This is a genomic window from Stackebrandtia nassauensis DSM 44728 (genome assembly GCF_000024545.1).
Classification (GTDB): Bacteria; Actinomycetota; Actinomycetes; order Mycobacteriales; family Micromonosporaceae; genus Stackebrandtia; species Stackebrandtia nassauensis.
On sequence record NC_013947.1, the window covers coordinates 1,616,239 to 1,632,125 of the forward strand.

Here is a 15,887-nt window from a genome sequence, read left to right on the forward strand (position 1 = left end):
GCGTAGAGTCAACGCCCACACGGACAGGATGGTGCGGTGCGGGCCCGATTCGAAGAACTCGACTGGCGAGAGACCCCGATGGGGGAGCTGAGTCTGCGGCGGCGCGTCGAACCGTCGCTGAAGGTCGACGTGTACGAGGTCAAGCTCGGCGACGAGTTCCTGATGTCGAGCCTGTTCACCGTCGCCGAGATCGAACTGGCGCGACTGGGTCTGGCCGCCGCTACCGGCACCGGCCTCGACGTCGTCGTGGGCGGGCTGGGCCTGGGCTACACCGCCCGGGCGGCCCTGGCCGACGAGCGGGTGGACCGGCTGCTGGTGGTCGAGGCGCTGGACGCCGTCATCGACTGGCACCAGCGCGAGCTGCTGCCGCACGCCGACGAACTCACCGGCGACGGCCGCACCGGCTTCGTCAACGGCGACTTCTTCGCGCTGGCCGCCGATCCGCGCGGTTTCGACCCCGCGACCCCCGGCCGCCGGTTCGACGCGGTCCTGCTCGACGTCGACCATTCGCCCCGACACGTCCTGCACCCCTCCCACGCCGCCTTCTACACCCCCGACGGCCTGCGGGCCCTGGCCGCGCACCTGCACCCGGGCGGCGTGTTCGCGTTGTGGTCCAACGACCCGCCCGACGAACAGTTCACCGCCGTCCTGGGCGAGGTCTTCACCGATGTCGCCGCCCACGTCGTCAGTTTCCCCAACCACCTCCAGGACCGGGATTCGTCCAACACCGTCTACACCGCACGGACCCGCTGATCCACTGTCACCAGTGCTGTGGCGCCCGTCATAACGGCGACCGCAACCGGGACGAGAACACCGGGGTTCTTACCGGATGAGAACGCGAACCACGCGAACTCACCGATGAGACCCCTACGTTCTAAGGAATTCAGCATGGATCTGCGACTGTCGGACCGCGTCGCCGTCGTCACCGGAGCCTCCAAGGGCATGGGCCTGGCCATCACGGCCACCTTGTTGTCCGAGGGCGCCAAGGTGATCGCCGTGTCGCGCAAGTCCAGTCCGGAACTGGACGCGCTGGCCGGGCCGCGACTGGTCCACGTGTCGGCCGACCTGACCAACCCCGAGGCGCCCGCTTCGGCCATCGCCAGCGCCGTGGAGGTGTTCGGCGGCGTCGACATTCTGGTCAACAACGCCGGTGGCCCGCCCCCGGGCACCAGCCTGCCCCGGTTCGGTTTCCTGACTCCCGACGACGCCGACTGGCGCGACATGTTCGAGTTCAACCTGTTCTCGGCCGTGCGCGCGATCCGCGCCGCGATCCCGGTGATGCTGGGCCGCGGCGGCGGCGCGATCGTCAACGTCTCCTCGACGCTGGCCCGGCAGCCCGGCGCGATGAACGTCGACTACTCGGCCGCCAAGGCCGGGCTCAACGCCGTCACCAAGTCGCTGTCGGAGGAGTTCGGCCCGCAGGGCATCCGCGTCAACACCGTGTCCCCGGGCCCGGTGCGCACCGACTGGTGGACGAAGGACGGTGGCGCGGCCGACATCATCGCCGCCTCGGCGGGCATCGACCGTGACGCGGTGATGGACTCCGCCGCCCCGGAGATGATGCGGCTGACCACCGGACGCCTCATCGACCCGCAGGAGGTCGCCGACGCGGTGGCCCTGCTGGTCTCGCCGCGCTCGGGCAGCACCACCGGCGCCGAGTACATCGTCGACGCCGGCGCTCTCAAAGAGCTGTAACAGCCATCGTGGGCGGCGGCCGATTTCCACCCGCCGCCCACACGAAGCGAAAGTTCAGGAATCGTGGACGACATGACCGATCCGGTGGCCGAAGCCCTCGCCAAGGACCTCGACCACGGCTACCAGACCCTCTACGGCGAATACCGGGGCGTGGTGTTCTCGACCGCGCTGCGACTGGCGGGACGCTGGGCCGACGCCGAGGACATCGCCGCCGAGGCGTTCCTGCGGGCCTACCGGGCGCTTTTGGGCTACGACACCGACCGGCGCGCGTCCCTGCGCACCCGCGCCTGGCTGTTGACCATCGTGATGAACGTGTGGCGCAACCGGGTCCGTACGCTGGCCCGCAAGCCCCCGCCCGGCCCGATCGAGGACGCCCCCGAACCGGTGGACCCGTCCGAGACCGTCGAGGAAACCGCCGAACGCCACGACACCGGCGCCCAGCTGGCGCGACTGCTGACCGTACTGCCGCACCGGCAGCGGGAGGCCGTGGTGCTGCGGCACGTCGTCGATCTGCCGATCGACGAGATAGCCGAGATACTTGACATCCCACAGGGGACGGTCAAGTCCCATATCTCGCGCGGCCTGTCCCGGCTGCGCGCCGAAGTGACAACCACAGCGATCTCCGAAGGAGGCCAGTCATGACCACACCTGACAAAGACCCACTGTTGGACGGCCTCGCCACGCTGGGCGTCGACGCTCCCGACACCCTGCTGGACCGGTTCGCCGCCCGCTGGACCAGTCTCGCCACCCCGATCGGCGAGCTCCGGGCCGCGTTCACCGACCACGGCATCGCGTTCGTCCGCCAGGCCACCGACGACTTCGGCGAGCAGTTCCGGCAGCGTTTCGCCCGGCCGTTGCTGCCCGCCCTGTCGGTCCCCGACGGCCTGGAGGCGGCCCTGGTCACCGGCGACGCGCGCGGCATTTCCGTCGACCTGCGCGAGCTGGGGGAGTTCCAGGAGTCGGTGTTGCTGGCGGCCCGCACCATCCCGCCCGGCCAGGTGCGGCCCTACGCGTGGATCGCCGCCGAGATCGGCCGCCCCAAAGCGGTCCGGGCGGTGGGAACGGCACTGGCCAAGAACCCGGTCCCGCTGGTGATCCCGTGCCACCGCGTGGTGCGCACCGACGGCGGCGTCGGCCAGTACATCTTCGGCGCCGAAGCCAAGCAGCGGCTGCTGCGCTTCGAACACGCCGACATCTAACAGCCACACGGCTTGAGCTCGCGTTCAGTGGGCTCAAGCCGTGTTCCCACGCGCTACAGCGGGGCGGGTTGGGCGGTCGACTCGCGGACCAGCTCGTCCAGCGAGACGCCCAGCACCTCGGCGATCGCGGCCACCGTGAACAGCGCCGGGGTCGGGATGCGGCCGGTCTCGATCTTGCGCAGCGTCTCCACCGAGATCCCGGCGGCCGTGGCCACCTCCACCATGCTGCGGTCGCCGCGGCGTCGCCGCAGCAGCGCGCCCAGCCGGTTTCCTCGTTCGCGTTGGGTCGGGCCCAGGGGTTCACGCACCATACCTGTGATAGTAATACCGGTATAGTTATTGGTTGACCTCTTGGAGAACGACGTGATCGAACTGAAGACCCCCGACGAGATCGACGCGATGGCCGAAGCCGGTGCCGTGGTGGCGCGAGCGCTGGCGGCGGCGCGCGAGCACGCGGCCATCGGGGTGTCGCTGAAGGAACTGGACCAGGTCGCCGCCGAGGTCATCACGAGCAGCGGCGCCACCTCGCCGTTCCTGAACTACCACCCCAGTTGGGCGCCCACCCCGTTTCCCGGCGTCATCTGCGCGTCGGTCAACGACGCCATCGTCCACGGCGTCCCCGGCGACTACCGACTGGCCGACGGCGACCTGGTCAGCATCGACTGCGGCGCGAAGCTCAACGGCTGGTGCGGCGACTCGGCGATCAGCTTCACCGTCGGCACCGCCCGCGAGGCCGACGTGAAGCTCAGCCGCGACACCCGGGCCGCGATGGCCGCCGGGATCGCCGCCGCCCGCCCCGGCAACCGGATCGGCGACATCGGCGCCGCCATCGCCGCCATCGGCCGGGGTAACGGCTACGGCATGACCGAGGGCTGGGGCGGCCACGGCGTCGGCCACGACATGCACGAGCCCCCGCACGTGCCCAACGAGAACCGCACCGGATACGGGCCACGGCTGAAACCGGGACTGGTCATCGCGATCGAGCCGATGTTCACCGCCGGTGGCGACGACGGCTTCGCCACCGACCCCGACGGCTGGACCCTGCGCACCACCGACGGAACCCGGGCCGCGCACTGGGAACATACGATCGCCATCACACCCGAGGGACCGCGTCTGCTGACCGTGGACATAGCCGCCGGTGACGACCCCTTCGATCTGTCCACTGTATGAGGATTTTCCGTCCGGCCTCAAGGGATTGGCGTTAATGAGACCGGTTGTAGCCCTTGTTGTTTGGCGAATCCCGAGCTAGGGTGGGCACAACGCAACTGTGCGTGGTCTTTCGTGTGTTGCCTCTCCCATTTCACACGAACTGGCGGCGCCTTCGACGCTACCCCCTCCGGGTCGAAGGCGCCGCCGTTCCGTTTCCGCGCCATGGATACAAGCCGCGAAAGCGACGAATCGGCACATAGTATGACGTCGCCAATCCGCCAGCCATCGCCCGTCGCACCGCTGATCATTGGCCCATGAACGTGGACACCCCCGACGACGACGCGACCATCCGCTTCTACGACAGCGACTACCCTTCCGCCACCGGCAATCCCTACCCGGACAACATGGACGAGGTCACGATCTTCCAGGGAGTCCGCCACGACGCCGACCGCCACGTCGAGCTGGCCCGCACCCTGGCCACCGACGGCGACGTCCTCGAGTTGTGCTGCGGCAGCGGCCGGATCGCCCTGCCGCTGGCCCGCGACGGCCACCGCGTGACCGCCGTCGACGTGTCCGCGGGGATCCTGCGGCTCTTCGAGGCCAAACTCGACCGCGAACCCGCCGCCGTCCGCAACCGGGTCACCCTGATCGAACAGGACATCGCCGAACTCGACCTGGGGCGCCGGGACTTCGCCCTGGCCGTGTGCGGGTTCAACAGCCTGCTGGTCGTCGGCGACTTCGACCGGCAACGCCGCGCGCTGCGAGCCGCCGCGAACCACCTGCGCCCGGGCGGCACGCTCGTGCTGGACCTGGTGAATCCGTTGCAGCTCAACCTTCGCGGCAATCCGGTGCCGACGCCGTTCTTCACCCGGCGCCGGGTCGACACCGGCGGCCGCTACACCCGGTTCGCGATGAGCGATCCGTTGGGCGAGGGCCAGCGGCAGCGGCTGCACGGCTGGTACGACGAGGTCGACGCCGCCGGGGTCGTCGTCCGCACCCCGTACGAGGTGTGGTGGCGGCCGATCTTCCGCTACGAGATCGAGCTGATGCTCGGCGAGGCCGGGTTCGCGATCACCGCCGTCGAGGGCGGGCACCGCGGCGAGCCGTTCACCGCCGACAGTCCGCACATGCTGATCCAGGCGGTCAGGCGGGACCCCGACCGGACGCCGTTACCGTCGTTCGCGGCCCGAGTCTTCGCGCGGCTGTTAAGGTCGCGGCACCATCGCCGTCTACACGAGGAGCACGAACGTGGCCCTGGAACGCCCGATCATCGAGAAGGAAGACCGTCACCCGCCGCAGTACCTGGAGATCGACGACATCGTCGTCGGCGAGGGTGCCGAGGCCCGCAAGGGCGCCGACATCGACGTCCACTACGTCGGGGTGTCGCTGTCGACGGGCCAGGAGTTCGACGCCAGCTGGAACCGGGGACAGGCCTTCACGATCCCGCTGGGCGCCGGACGCGTCATCCCCGGCTGGGACCAGGGCCTGGTCGGCATGAAGGTCGGCGGCCGCCGCAAGCTCACCATCCCGCCGCACCTGGCCTACGGCAACCAGAGCCCCACCCCGGCCATCAAGCCGGGCGAGACCCTGGTGTTCGTCGTCGATCTCATCGACGTCCGCTGACCAAAAGACGCGCCACGAGCGTCCGTATAGGACGCTCCGTCGGCGCGTGAAAGCGGTTACCCGCGCGTGCGATAATCGGCACTTCCCCACCCCCCAATGGAAGGACCGCTGTGCCACCGGCTGAGCACACGACGGGTGCCAACCCTGGGCCCGCGACCGGTCGAACCCTGGGCGACCTGTTGCGGGAACACGGAACGGTGGCCCCGGCCGAGACCATGCGGATTCTCGCCGAGGCCGCCGACGCGCTGGACTTCGCCCACTCCAAGGGACTCGCCCACCGCGCACTGACCGCCGACAGCATCCGCGTCGAGACCAACGGCACGGTACGACTCACCGGGCTGGCCGTCGGCGACGGCGGTGCCAACGCCGAGACCGCCGTCATCGACGCCGATGCCGAGTTCAGCCAGGCCGACGCCGATGCTGACGTGCTCGCGCTCGCCGCGATCGGCTACCGGTGCCTGACCGGACGCATGCTGGATCGCGCTGCGCCGCAACCGTTCCCGCCGCAGGTCCCGCCCGTGGTGGCGCATCCGCTGTGGCTGTCGCTGGGTGTCCAGCCCGACACCCGCACCCCCAGCGCCACCAAGTTCGCGCAGCTGTGCCGCGGCGCCATCGCCGGGCTCGGCATCACCACCCCGATGCGGCCCGCCGCCATGTCCGCGCCGACGCCAGCCGGACCACCGCCGACCGCCGCGCTGGCCGCGCCGAAGCGACAGCGGCAGGGGATCCTGGTCGCCGGAGTGATCGCCGCGGTCGTGCTGTTGCTCGCCGGAGGACTGCTGGTGGTGTTGCAGCCGTGGGCAAGCGGCAACGAGGCCTTCGCCGGTGGTTCGAAGGACGACGGCGGCGACGCGCACTCCACGAGTTCGGCCGACCCCAAGAACTCCGCCTCACGCGACGACACCGACAAGAGCAAATCCTCCAAACCCAGTCCGTCCGATGCGGACAAGGACTCCGGTGACGGAAACGGCGGCGGCGGGGACAACGGCGGCGGTGGCGACAACGGTGGTGGCGGCGGAGACGACGGCGGTGGCGGCGGCGAGGACGACATCTACTCGGGGCCGATGCCCGACGTGGTGGGCATGACCGTCAAGCAGGCGTATGAGGCGATCGTCACCGAGGCCTACGTCCAAACCGACGTGAACTACTCCAGTTCGGACCCGACGTGCATCGTCCACACCCAGTACCCCTCGCCGGGAACCCATCTCGACGAGAACTCCGAACCCAGCATCACCGCCGACGGCAGCGCCGGCGACTGCGGCTTCTGACGCGGAGCTCATCACACCGCACGACGCCTCCAGGCGTGGTCACCGACCCCATCGCCCGTGTAGCCTTGTCGCCGTGCTGAGGATTGATCACGCGTTGGTGGCGGCGATGGTCGCCCATGCCCGCGCGGATCACCCCGACGAGGCCTGCGGCGTCATCGCCGGGCCCGAGACCACCGGCGTTCCCACGCGTCACATCGCGATGCTCAACGCCGAACGCAGCCCCACCTTCTACCGCTTCGACGCGGCCGAACAACTGCGCGTGTGGCGGGAGATGGACGACGCCGACGAGATCCCGGTCGTCATCTACCACTCCCACACCGCCACCGAGGCGTACCCGTCGCGCACCGACGTCAAGTACGCCGGCGAGCCCGACGCCCACTACGTGCTGGTGTCCACTCGCGACGACAAGATCGCCGACGTCCGCTCCTTCCGCATCGTCGACGGACAGATCACCGAAGAACCCATCGAGGCCTCGGGAGACCCGGACGCCGTCCAGTCGTACAAATTCGGGCACAGCCCCGACGTTCTCGTCTACGACTGTTAGCGCCGCGCCCGGATGCGGGCGCGCGAAGGTCCATCTGTTCACAACACGGTTAAGGAAGACCATGTCCATAGAAGTGCGTATCCCCACCATCCTGCGTCAGCACACCGGCGGCCAGAAGGTCGTGTCCGGTTCCGGCGACACCATCGACGAACTGTTCACCAACCTCGACGCCGAGCACACCGGGCTGCGCAAGCGGGTCGTGACCGACGAGGGCAAGCTGCAGAAGTTCGTCAACGTCTACGTCAACGACGAGGACGTCCGCTTCATCGACGGCCTCACCACGAAGCTGTCCGACGGCGACTCGGTGACGATCCTCCCGGCCGTGGCGGGCGGCTAGTAGCCATGGCCCGCTACGACAGTCTCGCCGAGACCGTCGGCGACACGCCACTGGTGGGCTTGCCGAAGCTGTCACCCTCGCCCGAGGTGCGGCTGTGGGCCAAGCTGGAGGACCGCAACCCGACCGGAAGCGTCAAGGACCGGGTCGCGAAGTACCTGATCGAGGAGGCCGTCAAGTCCGGCGACCTCGTCGAGGGGTCCACCATCCTCGAACCCACCAGCGGCAACACCGGTATCGCCCTGGCGATGGCCGCCAAGCAGCGCGGATTCAAGTTGATCTGCGTCATGCCCGAGAACACCTCGGACGAACGCAAACAGCTGCTGGCGGCCTTCGGCGCCGAGGTGGTGTACTCCCCGGCGGCCGGCGGCTCCAACACCGCGGTCGCCCAGGCCCGCGCCATGGCCGCCGAACACCCCGAATGGGTGATGCTCAACCAGTACGCCAACGCCGCCAACGCCCGCGCCCACTTCGAGACCACCGGACCCGAGATCGCCCGCGACCTGCCGGAAGTGACACATTTCGTCGCCGGGCTGGGCACCACCGGCACCCTCATGGGCACCGGCCGCTACCTGCGCGAGCACAACCCGGACGTCGAGATCGTGGCCGCCGAACCCCGTTACGGCGACCTGGTCTACGGGCTGCGCAACCTCGACGAGGGCTTCGTGCCCGAGCTGTACGACGAGAAGGTCCTGACCCGCCGGTTCTCGGTCGGTTCGGCCGACTCGCTGCGCCGCACCCGCGAACTGCTCACCGTCGAGGGCCTGTTCGCGGGCCTGTCCTCGGGAGCCGTCGTGCACGCGGCCCTGGGCGTGGCCAACGAGGCGCTGCGGGCCGGACGCCGCGCCGACGTCGTGCTGCTACTGGCCGACGCAGGCTGGAAGTACCTGTCCACCGGCGCCTACACCGGCGAGTTCGACTCCACCGCGCAGTCCCTCGACGGCCAGCTGTGGGCGTGACCGTTCACCGTTTCACCGGTGCGGATTCGCGGTGTGTCGTTCTCAGACTCGGTTGGTAGAGTCTGCCGACGTGGATACCGTGCCGAACCGGCAAGCACAACAGGAGTCCGTCATGGTGGCCGATCAACCCTCCCAGCCCACCCAGCCGCCGCTGCTGGAGGCCACCTCCCCGGCCATCGCGGGACTGAAGACCGTCCCCGACCTGCGCCAGCGGCGGCTCATCGGCGTCAGCGCCTGGGCACTGGCGCTGGGCGCCTGTGGCTTCGTGCTGGGCTTCGTGGCGATGATCCGGATGATCGGCGAAGTGCCGGTCTGGTTCAAGCCCGCCTTCATCACCTCGGGCGTGCTCGGGCTGGCGCTGATCATCGGGGCCTTCGTCACAGTCCAGTACCACCGGCTGCCGTGGCTGCTCCTTGGTGCCAGCACCGCACTGTTGCTCGTCGGAGTGATTCTGCTGGGTAGCGTGTGAGCGGCCACTATTTGGCCATAGACATATAACTATGTGTTTAGTGACACCATGTCGGGTTCCCGACATATCCTCGGTTATCGCGCCTGCCGGCGCCCCGGGGCCGCGTAGTCTGGCCTGTCATGACGGAAGCCCCCATTGGGATCTTCGACTCGGGCGTCGGCGGTTTGACCGTCGCCCGTGCGATCCGCGACCTGCTGCCCGCCGAACGTCTCCTCTACGTCGGCGACACCGCCCGCGCCCCCTACGGCCCGCGCTCCATCGCCCAGATCCGCCAGTACACCCTCGACGCCTGTGACTACCTGGTCGGACAGGGCGTCAAGGCACTCGTCATCGCCTGCAACACCGCCAGTTCCGCCAGCCTCGCCGACCTGCGCGAGCGCTTCGACGTCCCGGTCCTGGAGGTCATCCGTCCCGCCGCCCGCCGCGCGGTCACCGTCACCCGCAACGGCCGCGTCGGTGTGATCGGCACCATCGCCACCGTCACCAGCGGCGCGTACGGTGATGCCTTTCACTCGGCCCCTTCCGTCACGCTCACCAGCGTCGCCTGTCCCGCTTTCGTGGACTTCGTGGAGCGCGGAGTGACAACTGGACGACAGTTGCTGGGTCTGGCACAGGGCTACCTTGAGCCGCTACAGCGCAGCCAGGTGGACACTTTGGTGCTGGGCTGTACGCATTACCCGCTACTGGCCGGGCTCATCGGCTTGGTCATGGGAGACGAGGTGACGCTGGTATCCAGTTCCGAGGAAGCCGCCCGCGACGTCTACAAGGTCCTCAACGAACGCGACCTGCTGCGCGACAACACACTGCCCGCGCCGGCACACCGCTTCGGGGCCACCGGAGACACCGGCGCGTTCGCTCGGCTGGCACAGCGAGTCCTCGGACTGCCGATCGGCGATCTGCCGGTGGAGGCACTCCCCAGCCGATGGCGTGGACTCATGAAGGTGGACACATGAGACAACCCGAACGACACCGACACCCGAACCGACGAGCCAGAAAGGAGACAAGCCAGTGAAGCTCACCGTCATCGGTTGCGCCGGAAGCTTCCCCGGCCCCGACTCCCCATGCTCGTCCTATCTGGTCGAAGCCGACGGATACACCCTGCTGCTCGACTTCGGCTCCGGATCGCTTGGCGCACTGCAACGCCACACCGACCCGTACAAGCTGGACGCGATCCTGCTGACCCACCTGCACGCCGACCACATCATGGACGCCTGTCCATACGTTGTCATGCGCCGCTACGCGCCCGGCGCCCCGTTCCCGCAGGTCCCGCTGTACGGCCCCGAGGGCACCGAACGCCGCCTCGCCGCCGCCTACGGCGGCGCCGGAGAGGCCGCCTGCCCGTCACTGTCCGACGTGTACGACGTTCACACGCTGCAACCCAGCACCTTCAACATGGGTCCGCTGAAGGTCACCGTCGACAAGGTGTGCCACCCCATCGAGACCTACGGGGTCCGCATCGAACACGACGGCCGCACCCTGGTCTACTCCTCCGACACCGGCCAGTGCGAAGTCCTCGAACGCCTCGCCAAGAAGGGCGACGTCTTCCTGTGCGAAGCCTCCTACCTGGAGGGACGCCCCAACCCGCCGGGCGTCCACCTCACCGGACGCGAAGCCGGTGAGTGCGCCACCAAGGCCGACGTGGGACGACTGCTGCTGACCCACCTGGTGCGGCGCTGGGGAAGTGAGGAACAGACCCTCGCCGAGGCCCGCTCCGCGTACTCCGGGCCGGTCGAGGTCGTCCACTCCGGCGCGACCTTCGACATCTGAGCCGCCCCAGGCCTGACCTCGGTCCCCGTTTCGTCGCTTGGCGCCCTGCAACAGCTTCGCCAGCTGGCGCGCTACAACAGTTTCGCCAGCTGGCGAAAAGCCTTCCCCCGATGGCTGATCGCGTCCTTCTCCACGGCCGACAACTGCGCCGTCGTCACCGCGAACCCGTCCGGCACGAAAATCGGGTCATAACCAAAACCATTGTCCCCCAACGGTTCCCGAATAATCCGGCCCCGCACCTCACCGTGCACGACCTCCTCGGACCCGTCCGGACGCACCAACGCCGCCGCACACACGAACGCGGCACCCCGCTCCTCGTCGGGCACATCACCCAACTGCCCCAACAACAGCTCCAGGTTCGCCTCATCGTCGCCATGCCGCCCCGCCCAACGCGCCGAGAACACCCCCGGCATCCCGTTCAAAGCGTCCACGGCGATCCCCGAATCATCGGCCACACACGTCAACCCCGTGTGCCGCACGGCATCCCGAGCCTTCGCCAACGCATTGCCCGCGAACGTCAACGCCGTCTCCGGTGCCTCGGGATACTCCTCCACATCGCCCAACCCCACCAGCTCGACCGCACTGTGCTCAGCCAGAATCCGCTCCAGCTCGGTCAGCTTCTTACGGTTGCGGGTCGCCAACAACAACCTCACGTCAGCAGCGCCCTCACCTGCGCGCCCGTCAGTTCCTTGCAGCCCTTGGTCGCCAGGTCCAACAGCGCGTCCAGGGTCGACCGATCGAACACGGCCTCCTCCCCGGTGCCCTGAACCTCCACGAAGTCCCCATCCCCAGTGCACACGACATTCATGTCCACATCAGCCGACGAGTCCTCCACATAATTGAGATCCAACACCGGAGTCCCCCCGACAACCCCCACGCTCACCGCGGCCACCGACCGGGTCAGGATCTTGTCCGGCTTACGCGCCATCTTCTTGTCCGTCAACCACGTCACCGCGTCCTGAAGCGCCACATACGAACCAGTAATAGCGGCGGTCCGCGTCCCCCCATCGGCCTGCAACACATCACAGTCGATGGTGATCGTGTTCTCGCCCAGCGCCTTCAAATCCAGGCACGACCGCAGCGCCCGCCCGATCAGACGGCTGATCTCATGCGTCCGCCCCCCGATCTTGCCCTTCACGGCCTCCCGATCCCCCCGAGTATTCGTCGCCCGGGGCAACATCGAGTACTCAGCAGTCACCCACCCCGACCCCGAACCCCGCCGCCACCGTGGCACCCCGGTGTCCACAGAGGCGGTACACAACACCCGGGTATCACCGAACTCGACCAGCACCGACCCCTCCGGATGCTTGGTCCAGCCGCGCTGGAACTTGACGGGACGAAGCGCGTCGGGCGCGCGATTATCGGGTCGGCTCACCCGGCCAAGGGTATACGGGGGTGGGGCTGACGAGGCACGCGGTGATGTCGTAGGCGAGTTGTAGCTTTCCGTGAATGAAGTACACGCGGGAGATTTTGCAGGAAGCCGTAGGCAATTCGACGAGCATGGCGGGGGTCATGCGATGTCTCGGAGTACGGCAGTCGGGTGGCATGCATGCTCACTTGCGGCGACGTATCAACGAGTTTGGAATAGACATCGGTCATTTCAGGCGCGCTGATAACACCGGCAGGCCGTCGTCTCGCCGCATGAGCCCATCCGAACTCCTGGTCCGGCGTCCAGATGGTGCGAAGCGTCTGGACGCCGAGCGTCTGCGACGTGCTTTGATCGAGCTTGGTACGGCATATGAGTGTGTGGCCTGTGGAACTGGTCGTGAGTGGATGGGACGGCCGCTTACTTTGCATGTCGATCACATCAATGGGGAGTTTCTGGACTGTCGTCGCGAGAACCTTCGATTCCTGTGCCCTAACTGTCACAGCCAGACGGACACGTATGCGGGTCGCAATCGGCGTAGATACGGTGGTTCATCGTTGCCCCACGTCAAGCGAACCAAAGACGCCGCTTGGGTGACAACAGAAAGCGACCTCGCTGAGGTTTTCAAGCGAGTCGACTCAGGTGAAATATCGGTAGTACGCGCTGTCGAGCAGATCGGCTGTTCGCGCGGCCACTATTACCGGCTTCGAGAGCGAGTGGCGGAATCCCGATCTGCAGCAATGCGCAAGCAGGTGAGGAATGCGGCCAGGGAAGTACGTGACGTGGCGATTATCGAGTTCGCGCTAGACCATCCCGAACTGGGGCCTAAACCCATAGCGGCAAGGTTGTCGAAAGCAACGGATGGAGAGTTGCGAGTCGCGCATGGCACGGTCGCCAATGTGTTGCGAAAGGCGGGACTGCAATACCGCGCCAACCGTGAAAAGGCCGCGAAGTCTCGGCGTGAAATCGAAGGGTTAGACTTCGTGACGGCCTAGCGCGAACGGCGGATGGTTTTAAGGCCGCCAAGGCGTCTAAATTAGACAGTGAAGCGCTGGATCCCTTGCGGGGGTGGCGTAACAGGCAGCCGCGCAAGATTTAGGTTCTTGTGCCCGAAAGGGCGTGGGGGTTCGAGTCCCCCCTCCCGCACCGCCCGGGGCCGCCGACGAAGGCGGCCCCGTTGGTTCATCTCCAGCCGTGTGGTCACGGAGCGCCATCGCAGGCTCGGTAATATACGAAGTACACCGAAAATCGAGCGTCAAGGGTGCTGGAGGGGCGAAGTGGCGGAGGCCCAGGTTGCGCGGCAGCCATTGGCGGATCAGATGTACGAGGTTCTCCTCGACCGCTTCATGAACGGCGTCCACGCCGCCGGTGAACCCCTCAACATCGGTGCCTTGTCTCGCGAGCTCAACGTCAGTCAGACCCCGCTTCGCGAGGCCCTGGCCCGGTTGGAGCACACCGGTTTGGTCCGTCGGGAGGCGATGAAGGGTTATCGGGTCTCGCCGTCGATGACCAAGAGCGAGATCGGCAAGCTGATGGACGCGCGGGTGGTGTTGGAGTCGGCGATGACGTACGAGACGGCTCTGCGTACGACGCCGGAGTTTCTGGATGAGTTGCGGCAGACGGTTGAGGATCTGGCGCAGTCGGCTGAGCGCGCCGATACCGAGACGGAGTACTTCCGGCGGTATTGGAGTTCGGATGATCGGTTTCACGCTTTGATCGCTGAGCGTTGCGATAACCCGTTTTTGGAGGCGGCTTATCGGGCGTTGGGTGGGCAGATTCAGCGGTTTCGGTTGTTCTCGAAGTTGGGTCACACGGGGGCGCAGTTCGCGGCGCGGGAGCATCGGGCCGTGTATGAGGCCCTGGCGGATCGGGATCCGGAGCGGGCGGCGGAGCTGATGCGTGAGCACATCGAGAGTGCGAAGAACCGGAATTTGAGTCACTGAGTTCGTCGGGTCGCTGAGGCGACGGGTTTCTTGCTGGTGTGTGGGGGATACGTGGGCCTGTTGATGTGACTGTGTGTTCGTGGGTGGCTTCTGTTCGTGGTTGTTGATCTTGGGTCTTGTAGTGGTGGGTGAAATAATATATTGTCTCGCGAAATAGTATTTGATCCTTAGGGTCATTGCCCCGCCCGGTTTCAATGAGGAGGCCCCCATGACGGCCATCTACGCTCTGGCGGCCTTCATCGCCGTCATCATCGTGTGGAACAGCGTCTTCAAACGCAATATCGCCGAGGCCATGGTCGTCGGTTTCATGGCGTGTTGCGCCTTCGCTGGGACGGGTTTCCTGCCGCTGTTGGTCGACAGCTTGTGGGCTGGGATGCAGAACGAGGTCACCTTCGCGGCGCTGGCGTTCGTGATCGTGGCCGACATTCTCACTCGAGCAGGGATCGTCCAGCGCATTGTGGACATCTTCGGTTCGCTGTTGGGGCGGCGTCGGGGTGGTTCGCTGTACGCGGCGACGGTGGGGTCGGGTGTGTTCGGGGCGGTGGCCCACAATGGTGCCGCCACGGCCGCGACGATTGGTGCCATCACGATTCCGTGGATCAAGCGCTCCAAGGCCAGCGGGGAGACCGCCGCGATCGTGTTGGGCGGCAATGCCGGTGTGGGAGCGGTGTTTCCGTTCAGTGGTGCGTATTTCCTGCTGCTGGCGGCGCCGACGGTGATGGGGAAGCTGGACGCCGAGGGCATGGTGCTCACGATGTTCGTCGCGGCATTGTGGATGGTGGCGATCCGGATCGTGATCGCGGCGGTGATGATCCGCAGGCGTGATGTGGGCGCCATGGATCCTGAGGACGTCAAGCCCTTGCGTGACACGTTTTCCCGGGGTTGGTCGTCGCTGTTGGTGCTGGCGGCTGTCGCGATTCCGATCGTGGCGACTTCGGGCACCCTGGTGACTTCGATCGTGGGTGCTGAGGCCGCCGACGCGGTGCCGGTGTTGGTGTGGCTGCCGGTCGCGCTGCTGTTGCCGGGGCTGGTTGTCGGGCGCAAATCGTTGCCGCGTACCGGTCGCGCGTGGTGGTCGTTGTTGGGCGATTCCAGTCCCAAGCTGGGCGTGGTTGGCGTGACGATGGTGGCGGCGTTCTCGGCTTCCGAGGCGGTGTCGAGCCTGGGTTTGAGCGAGCAGCTGACGCCGCTGCTTCAGGGTTTGGGTCATCTGCCCGCGTGGCTGGTGGCGGTCATCGTCGGTGTCGTGGTCATCGTGGTGGCCGGGCCGTTGAGCACGACGGCCACCATCGCGGCGGTGGGCGGGGTCGCGTTCGCGGCGCTGACCGCCGTGGGGGTACCGGAGTACGCGGCGTTCGCGGCGCTGTTGGTGTGGGGCGCTTCGGAAAGCGCCTCGCCGCCCGGCGCGGCGCCGCTGTATGTGGCCGCTGGCATCGCCAACGTCGATCCGGTGAGGACGTTCATGCCCGTCATCGGGTACTACCTGATCCCGACGTTCCTGCTGGGGGTGCTGATGGCGGTCGGGGTGGCGTGGGTGCCATGACAAGCCGAGACACGAGTTGTTGTTCGTC

Annotated in this window: 19 protein-coding genes, 1 tRNA gene and 1 pseudogene; 18 read left to right on the top strand and 3 right to left on the bottom strand. The window is 67.3% G+C overall.

Annotated elements, in window-relative coordinates; translation table 11 throughout:
- Positions 1-36 precede the first annotated feature (36 nt).
- From SNAS_RS07535 to SNAS_RS07550, 4 genes are all read left to right on the top strand, one after another.
- Positions 37-753: a polyamine aminopropyltransferase gene (locus tag SNAS_RS07535; RefSeq protein WP_013016805.1), complete on the top strand. Its 717-nt coding sequence runs from the start codon at positions 37-39 to the stop codon at positions 751-753.
- Between the two features lie 135 nt (positions 754-888).
- Positions 889-1,695 (top strand): SDR family NAD(P)-dependent oxidoreductase, encoded by an 807-nt coding sequence (locus SNAS_RS07540; protein WP_013016806.1) that lies wholly within the window; start codon positions 889-891, stop codon positions 1,693-1,695.
- 72 nt (positions 1,696-1,767) lie between these two features.
- A complete protein-coding gene (locus SNAS_RS07545; protein ID WP_013016807.1) occupies positions 1,768-2,337 on the top strand; it encodes an RNA polymerase sigma factor in 570 nt (189 codons plus the stop codon).
- On the top strand, positions 2,334-2,894 hold the full coding sequence (locus tag SNAS_RS07550; RefSeq protein ID WP_013016808.1) for a methylated-DNA--[protein]-cysteine S-methyltransferase: 561 nt from the start codon (positions 2,334-2,336) through the stop codon (positions 2,892-2,894). Before SNAS_RS07545 ends, SNAS_RS07550 begins: the two co-directional genes overlap by 4 nt.
- Positions 2,895-2,947: 53 nt before the next feature.
- On the opposite strand, the gene SNAS_RS07555 is transcribed toward SNAS_RS07550, so the two are convergent.
- Positions 2,948-3,205 carry a helix-turn-helix domain-containing protein gene (locus SNAS_RS07555; protein WP_013016809.1) on the bottom strand — a complete coding sequence of 86 codons (258 nt, stop codon included), beginning with the start codon at positions 3,203-3,205 and terminating at the stop codon, positions 2,948-2,950.
- Positions 3,206-3,257: 52 nt separating this feature from the next.
- Between SNAS_RS07555 and map the strand changes: the two genes are divergently transcribed.
- From map to SNAS_RS07605, 10 genes and pseudogenes are all read left to right on the top strand, one after another.
- On the top strand, positions 3,258-4,064 hold the full coding sequence (gene map, locus SNAS_RS07560; RefSeq protein ID WP_013016810.1) for a type I methionyl aminopeptidase: 807 nt from the start codon (positions 3,258-3,260) through the stop codon (positions 4,062-4,064).
- 383 nt (positions 4,065-4,447) lie between these two features.
- Positions 4,448-4,855: pseudogene (locus SNAS_RS37510) on the top strand (class I SAM-dependent methyltransferase); the annotation flags it as partial.
- Positions 4,856-5,291: 436 nt separating this feature from the next.
- Positions 5,292-5,666: an FKBP-type peptidyl-prolyl cis-trans isomerase gene (locus tag SNAS_RS07570; RefSeq protein ID WP_013016811.1), complete on the top strand. Its 375-nt coding sequence runs from the start codon at positions 5,292-5,294 to the stop codon at positions 5,664-5,666.
- Between the two features lie 110 nt (positions 5,667-5,776).
- Complete coding sequence (locus SNAS_RS07575; protein WP_013016812.1) at positions 5,777-6,934, top strand: PASTA domain-containing protein; 1,158 nt, start codon at positions 5,777-5,779, stop codon at positions 6,932-6,934.
- 73 nt (positions 6,935-7,007) lie between these two features.
- Positions 7,008-7,478, top strand: a complete 471-nt coding sequence (locus SNAS_RS07580) for a Mov34/MPN/PAD-1 family protein (RefSeq protein ID WP_041624635.1) — start codon at positions 7,008-7,010, stop codon at positions 7,476-7,478.
- Positions 7,479-7,539: 61 nt separating this feature from the next.
- Entirely contained in the window at positions 7,540-7,815 is a 276-nt protein-coding gene (locus tag SNAS_RS07585; protein ID WP_013016814.1) for a ubiquitin-like small modifier protein 1, read from the top strand.
- 5 nt (positions 7,816-7,820) lie between these two features.
- Positions 7,821-8,771, top strand: coding sequence for a PLP-dependent cysteine synthase family protein (locus SNAS_RS07590; protein WP_013016815.1), 951 nt, complete (start codon positions 7,821-7,823; stop codon positions 8,769-8,771).
- Positions 8,772-8,841: 70 nt separating this feature from the next.
- Positions 8,842-9,240 carry a hypothetical protein gene (locus tag SNAS_RS07595; protein ID WP_144300426.1) on the top strand — a complete coding sequence of 133 codons (399 nt, stop codon included), beginning with the start codon at positions 8,842-8,844 and terminating at the stop codon, positions 9,238-9,240.
- A 119-nt stretch (positions 9,241-9,359) separates the two neighbouring features.
- Complete coding sequence (gene murI / locus SNAS_RS07600) at positions 9,360-10,193, top strand: glutamate racemase (RefSeq protein WP_013016817.1); 834 nt, start codon at positions 9,360-9,362, stop codon at positions 10,191-10,193.
- A gap of 55 nt (positions 10,194-10,248) precedes the next feature.
- On the top strand, positions 10,249-11,007 hold the full coding sequence (locus tag SNAS_RS07605) for an MBL fold metallo-hydrolase (RefSeq protein WP_013016818.1): 759 nt from the start codon (positions 10,249-10,251) through the stop codon (positions 11,005-11,007).
- Positions 11,008-11,078: 71 nt separating this feature from the next.
- On the opposite strand, the gene rdgB is transcribed toward SNAS_RS07605, so the two are convergent.
- On the bottom strand, positions 11,079-11,660 hold the full coding sequence (gene rdgB, locus SNAS_RS07610; protein WP_013016819.1) for an RdgB/HAM1 family non-canonical purine NTP pyrophosphatase: 582 nt from the start codon (positions 11,658-11,660) through the stop codon (positions 11,079-11,081).
- Positions 11,657-12,382 carry a ribonuclease PH gene (gene rph / locus SNAS_RS07615; protein ID WP_013016820.1) on the bottom strand — a complete coding sequence of 242 codons (726 nt, stop codon included), beginning with the start codon at positions 12,380-12,382 and terminating at the stop codon, positions 11,657-11,659. The genes rdgB and rph overlap by 4 nt, the downstream gene beginning before the upstream one ends.
- 74 nt (positions 12,383-12,456) lie before the next feature.
- On the opposite strand from rph, the gene SNAS_RS36175 reads away from it, so the two are divergent.
- The 4 genes from SNAS_RS36175 (at position 12,457) to SNAS_RS07630 (ending at position 15,859) form a co-directional block, all read left to right on the top strand.
- Positions 12,457-13,368, top strand: a complete 912-nt coding sequence (locus SNAS_RS36175) for an HNH endonuclease signature motif containing protein (RefSeq protein ID WP_211207338.1) — start codon at positions 12,457-12,459, stop codon at positions 13,366-13,368.
- A gap of 67 nt (positions 13,369-13,435) precedes the next feature.
- A tRNA-Leu gene (locus SNAS_RS07620) sits at positions 13,436-13,519 on the top strand.
- A 131-nt stretch (positions 13,520-13,650) separates the two neighbouring features.
- Positions 13,651-14,316, top strand: coding sequence for a GntR family transcriptional regulator (locus tag SNAS_RS07625; RefSeq protein ID WP_013016823.1), 666 nt, complete (start codon positions 13,651-13,653; stop codon positions 14,314-14,316).
- Positions 14,317-14,524: 208 nt separating this feature from the next.
- Positions 14,525-15,859: a TRAP transporter large permease subunit gene (locus SNAS_RS07630; protein WP_013016824.1), complete on the top strand. Its 1,335-nt coding sequence runs from the start codon at positions 14,525-14,527 to the stop codon at positions 15,857-15,859.
- The last annotated feature ends 28 nt before the right edge of the window (positions 15,860-15,887 follow it).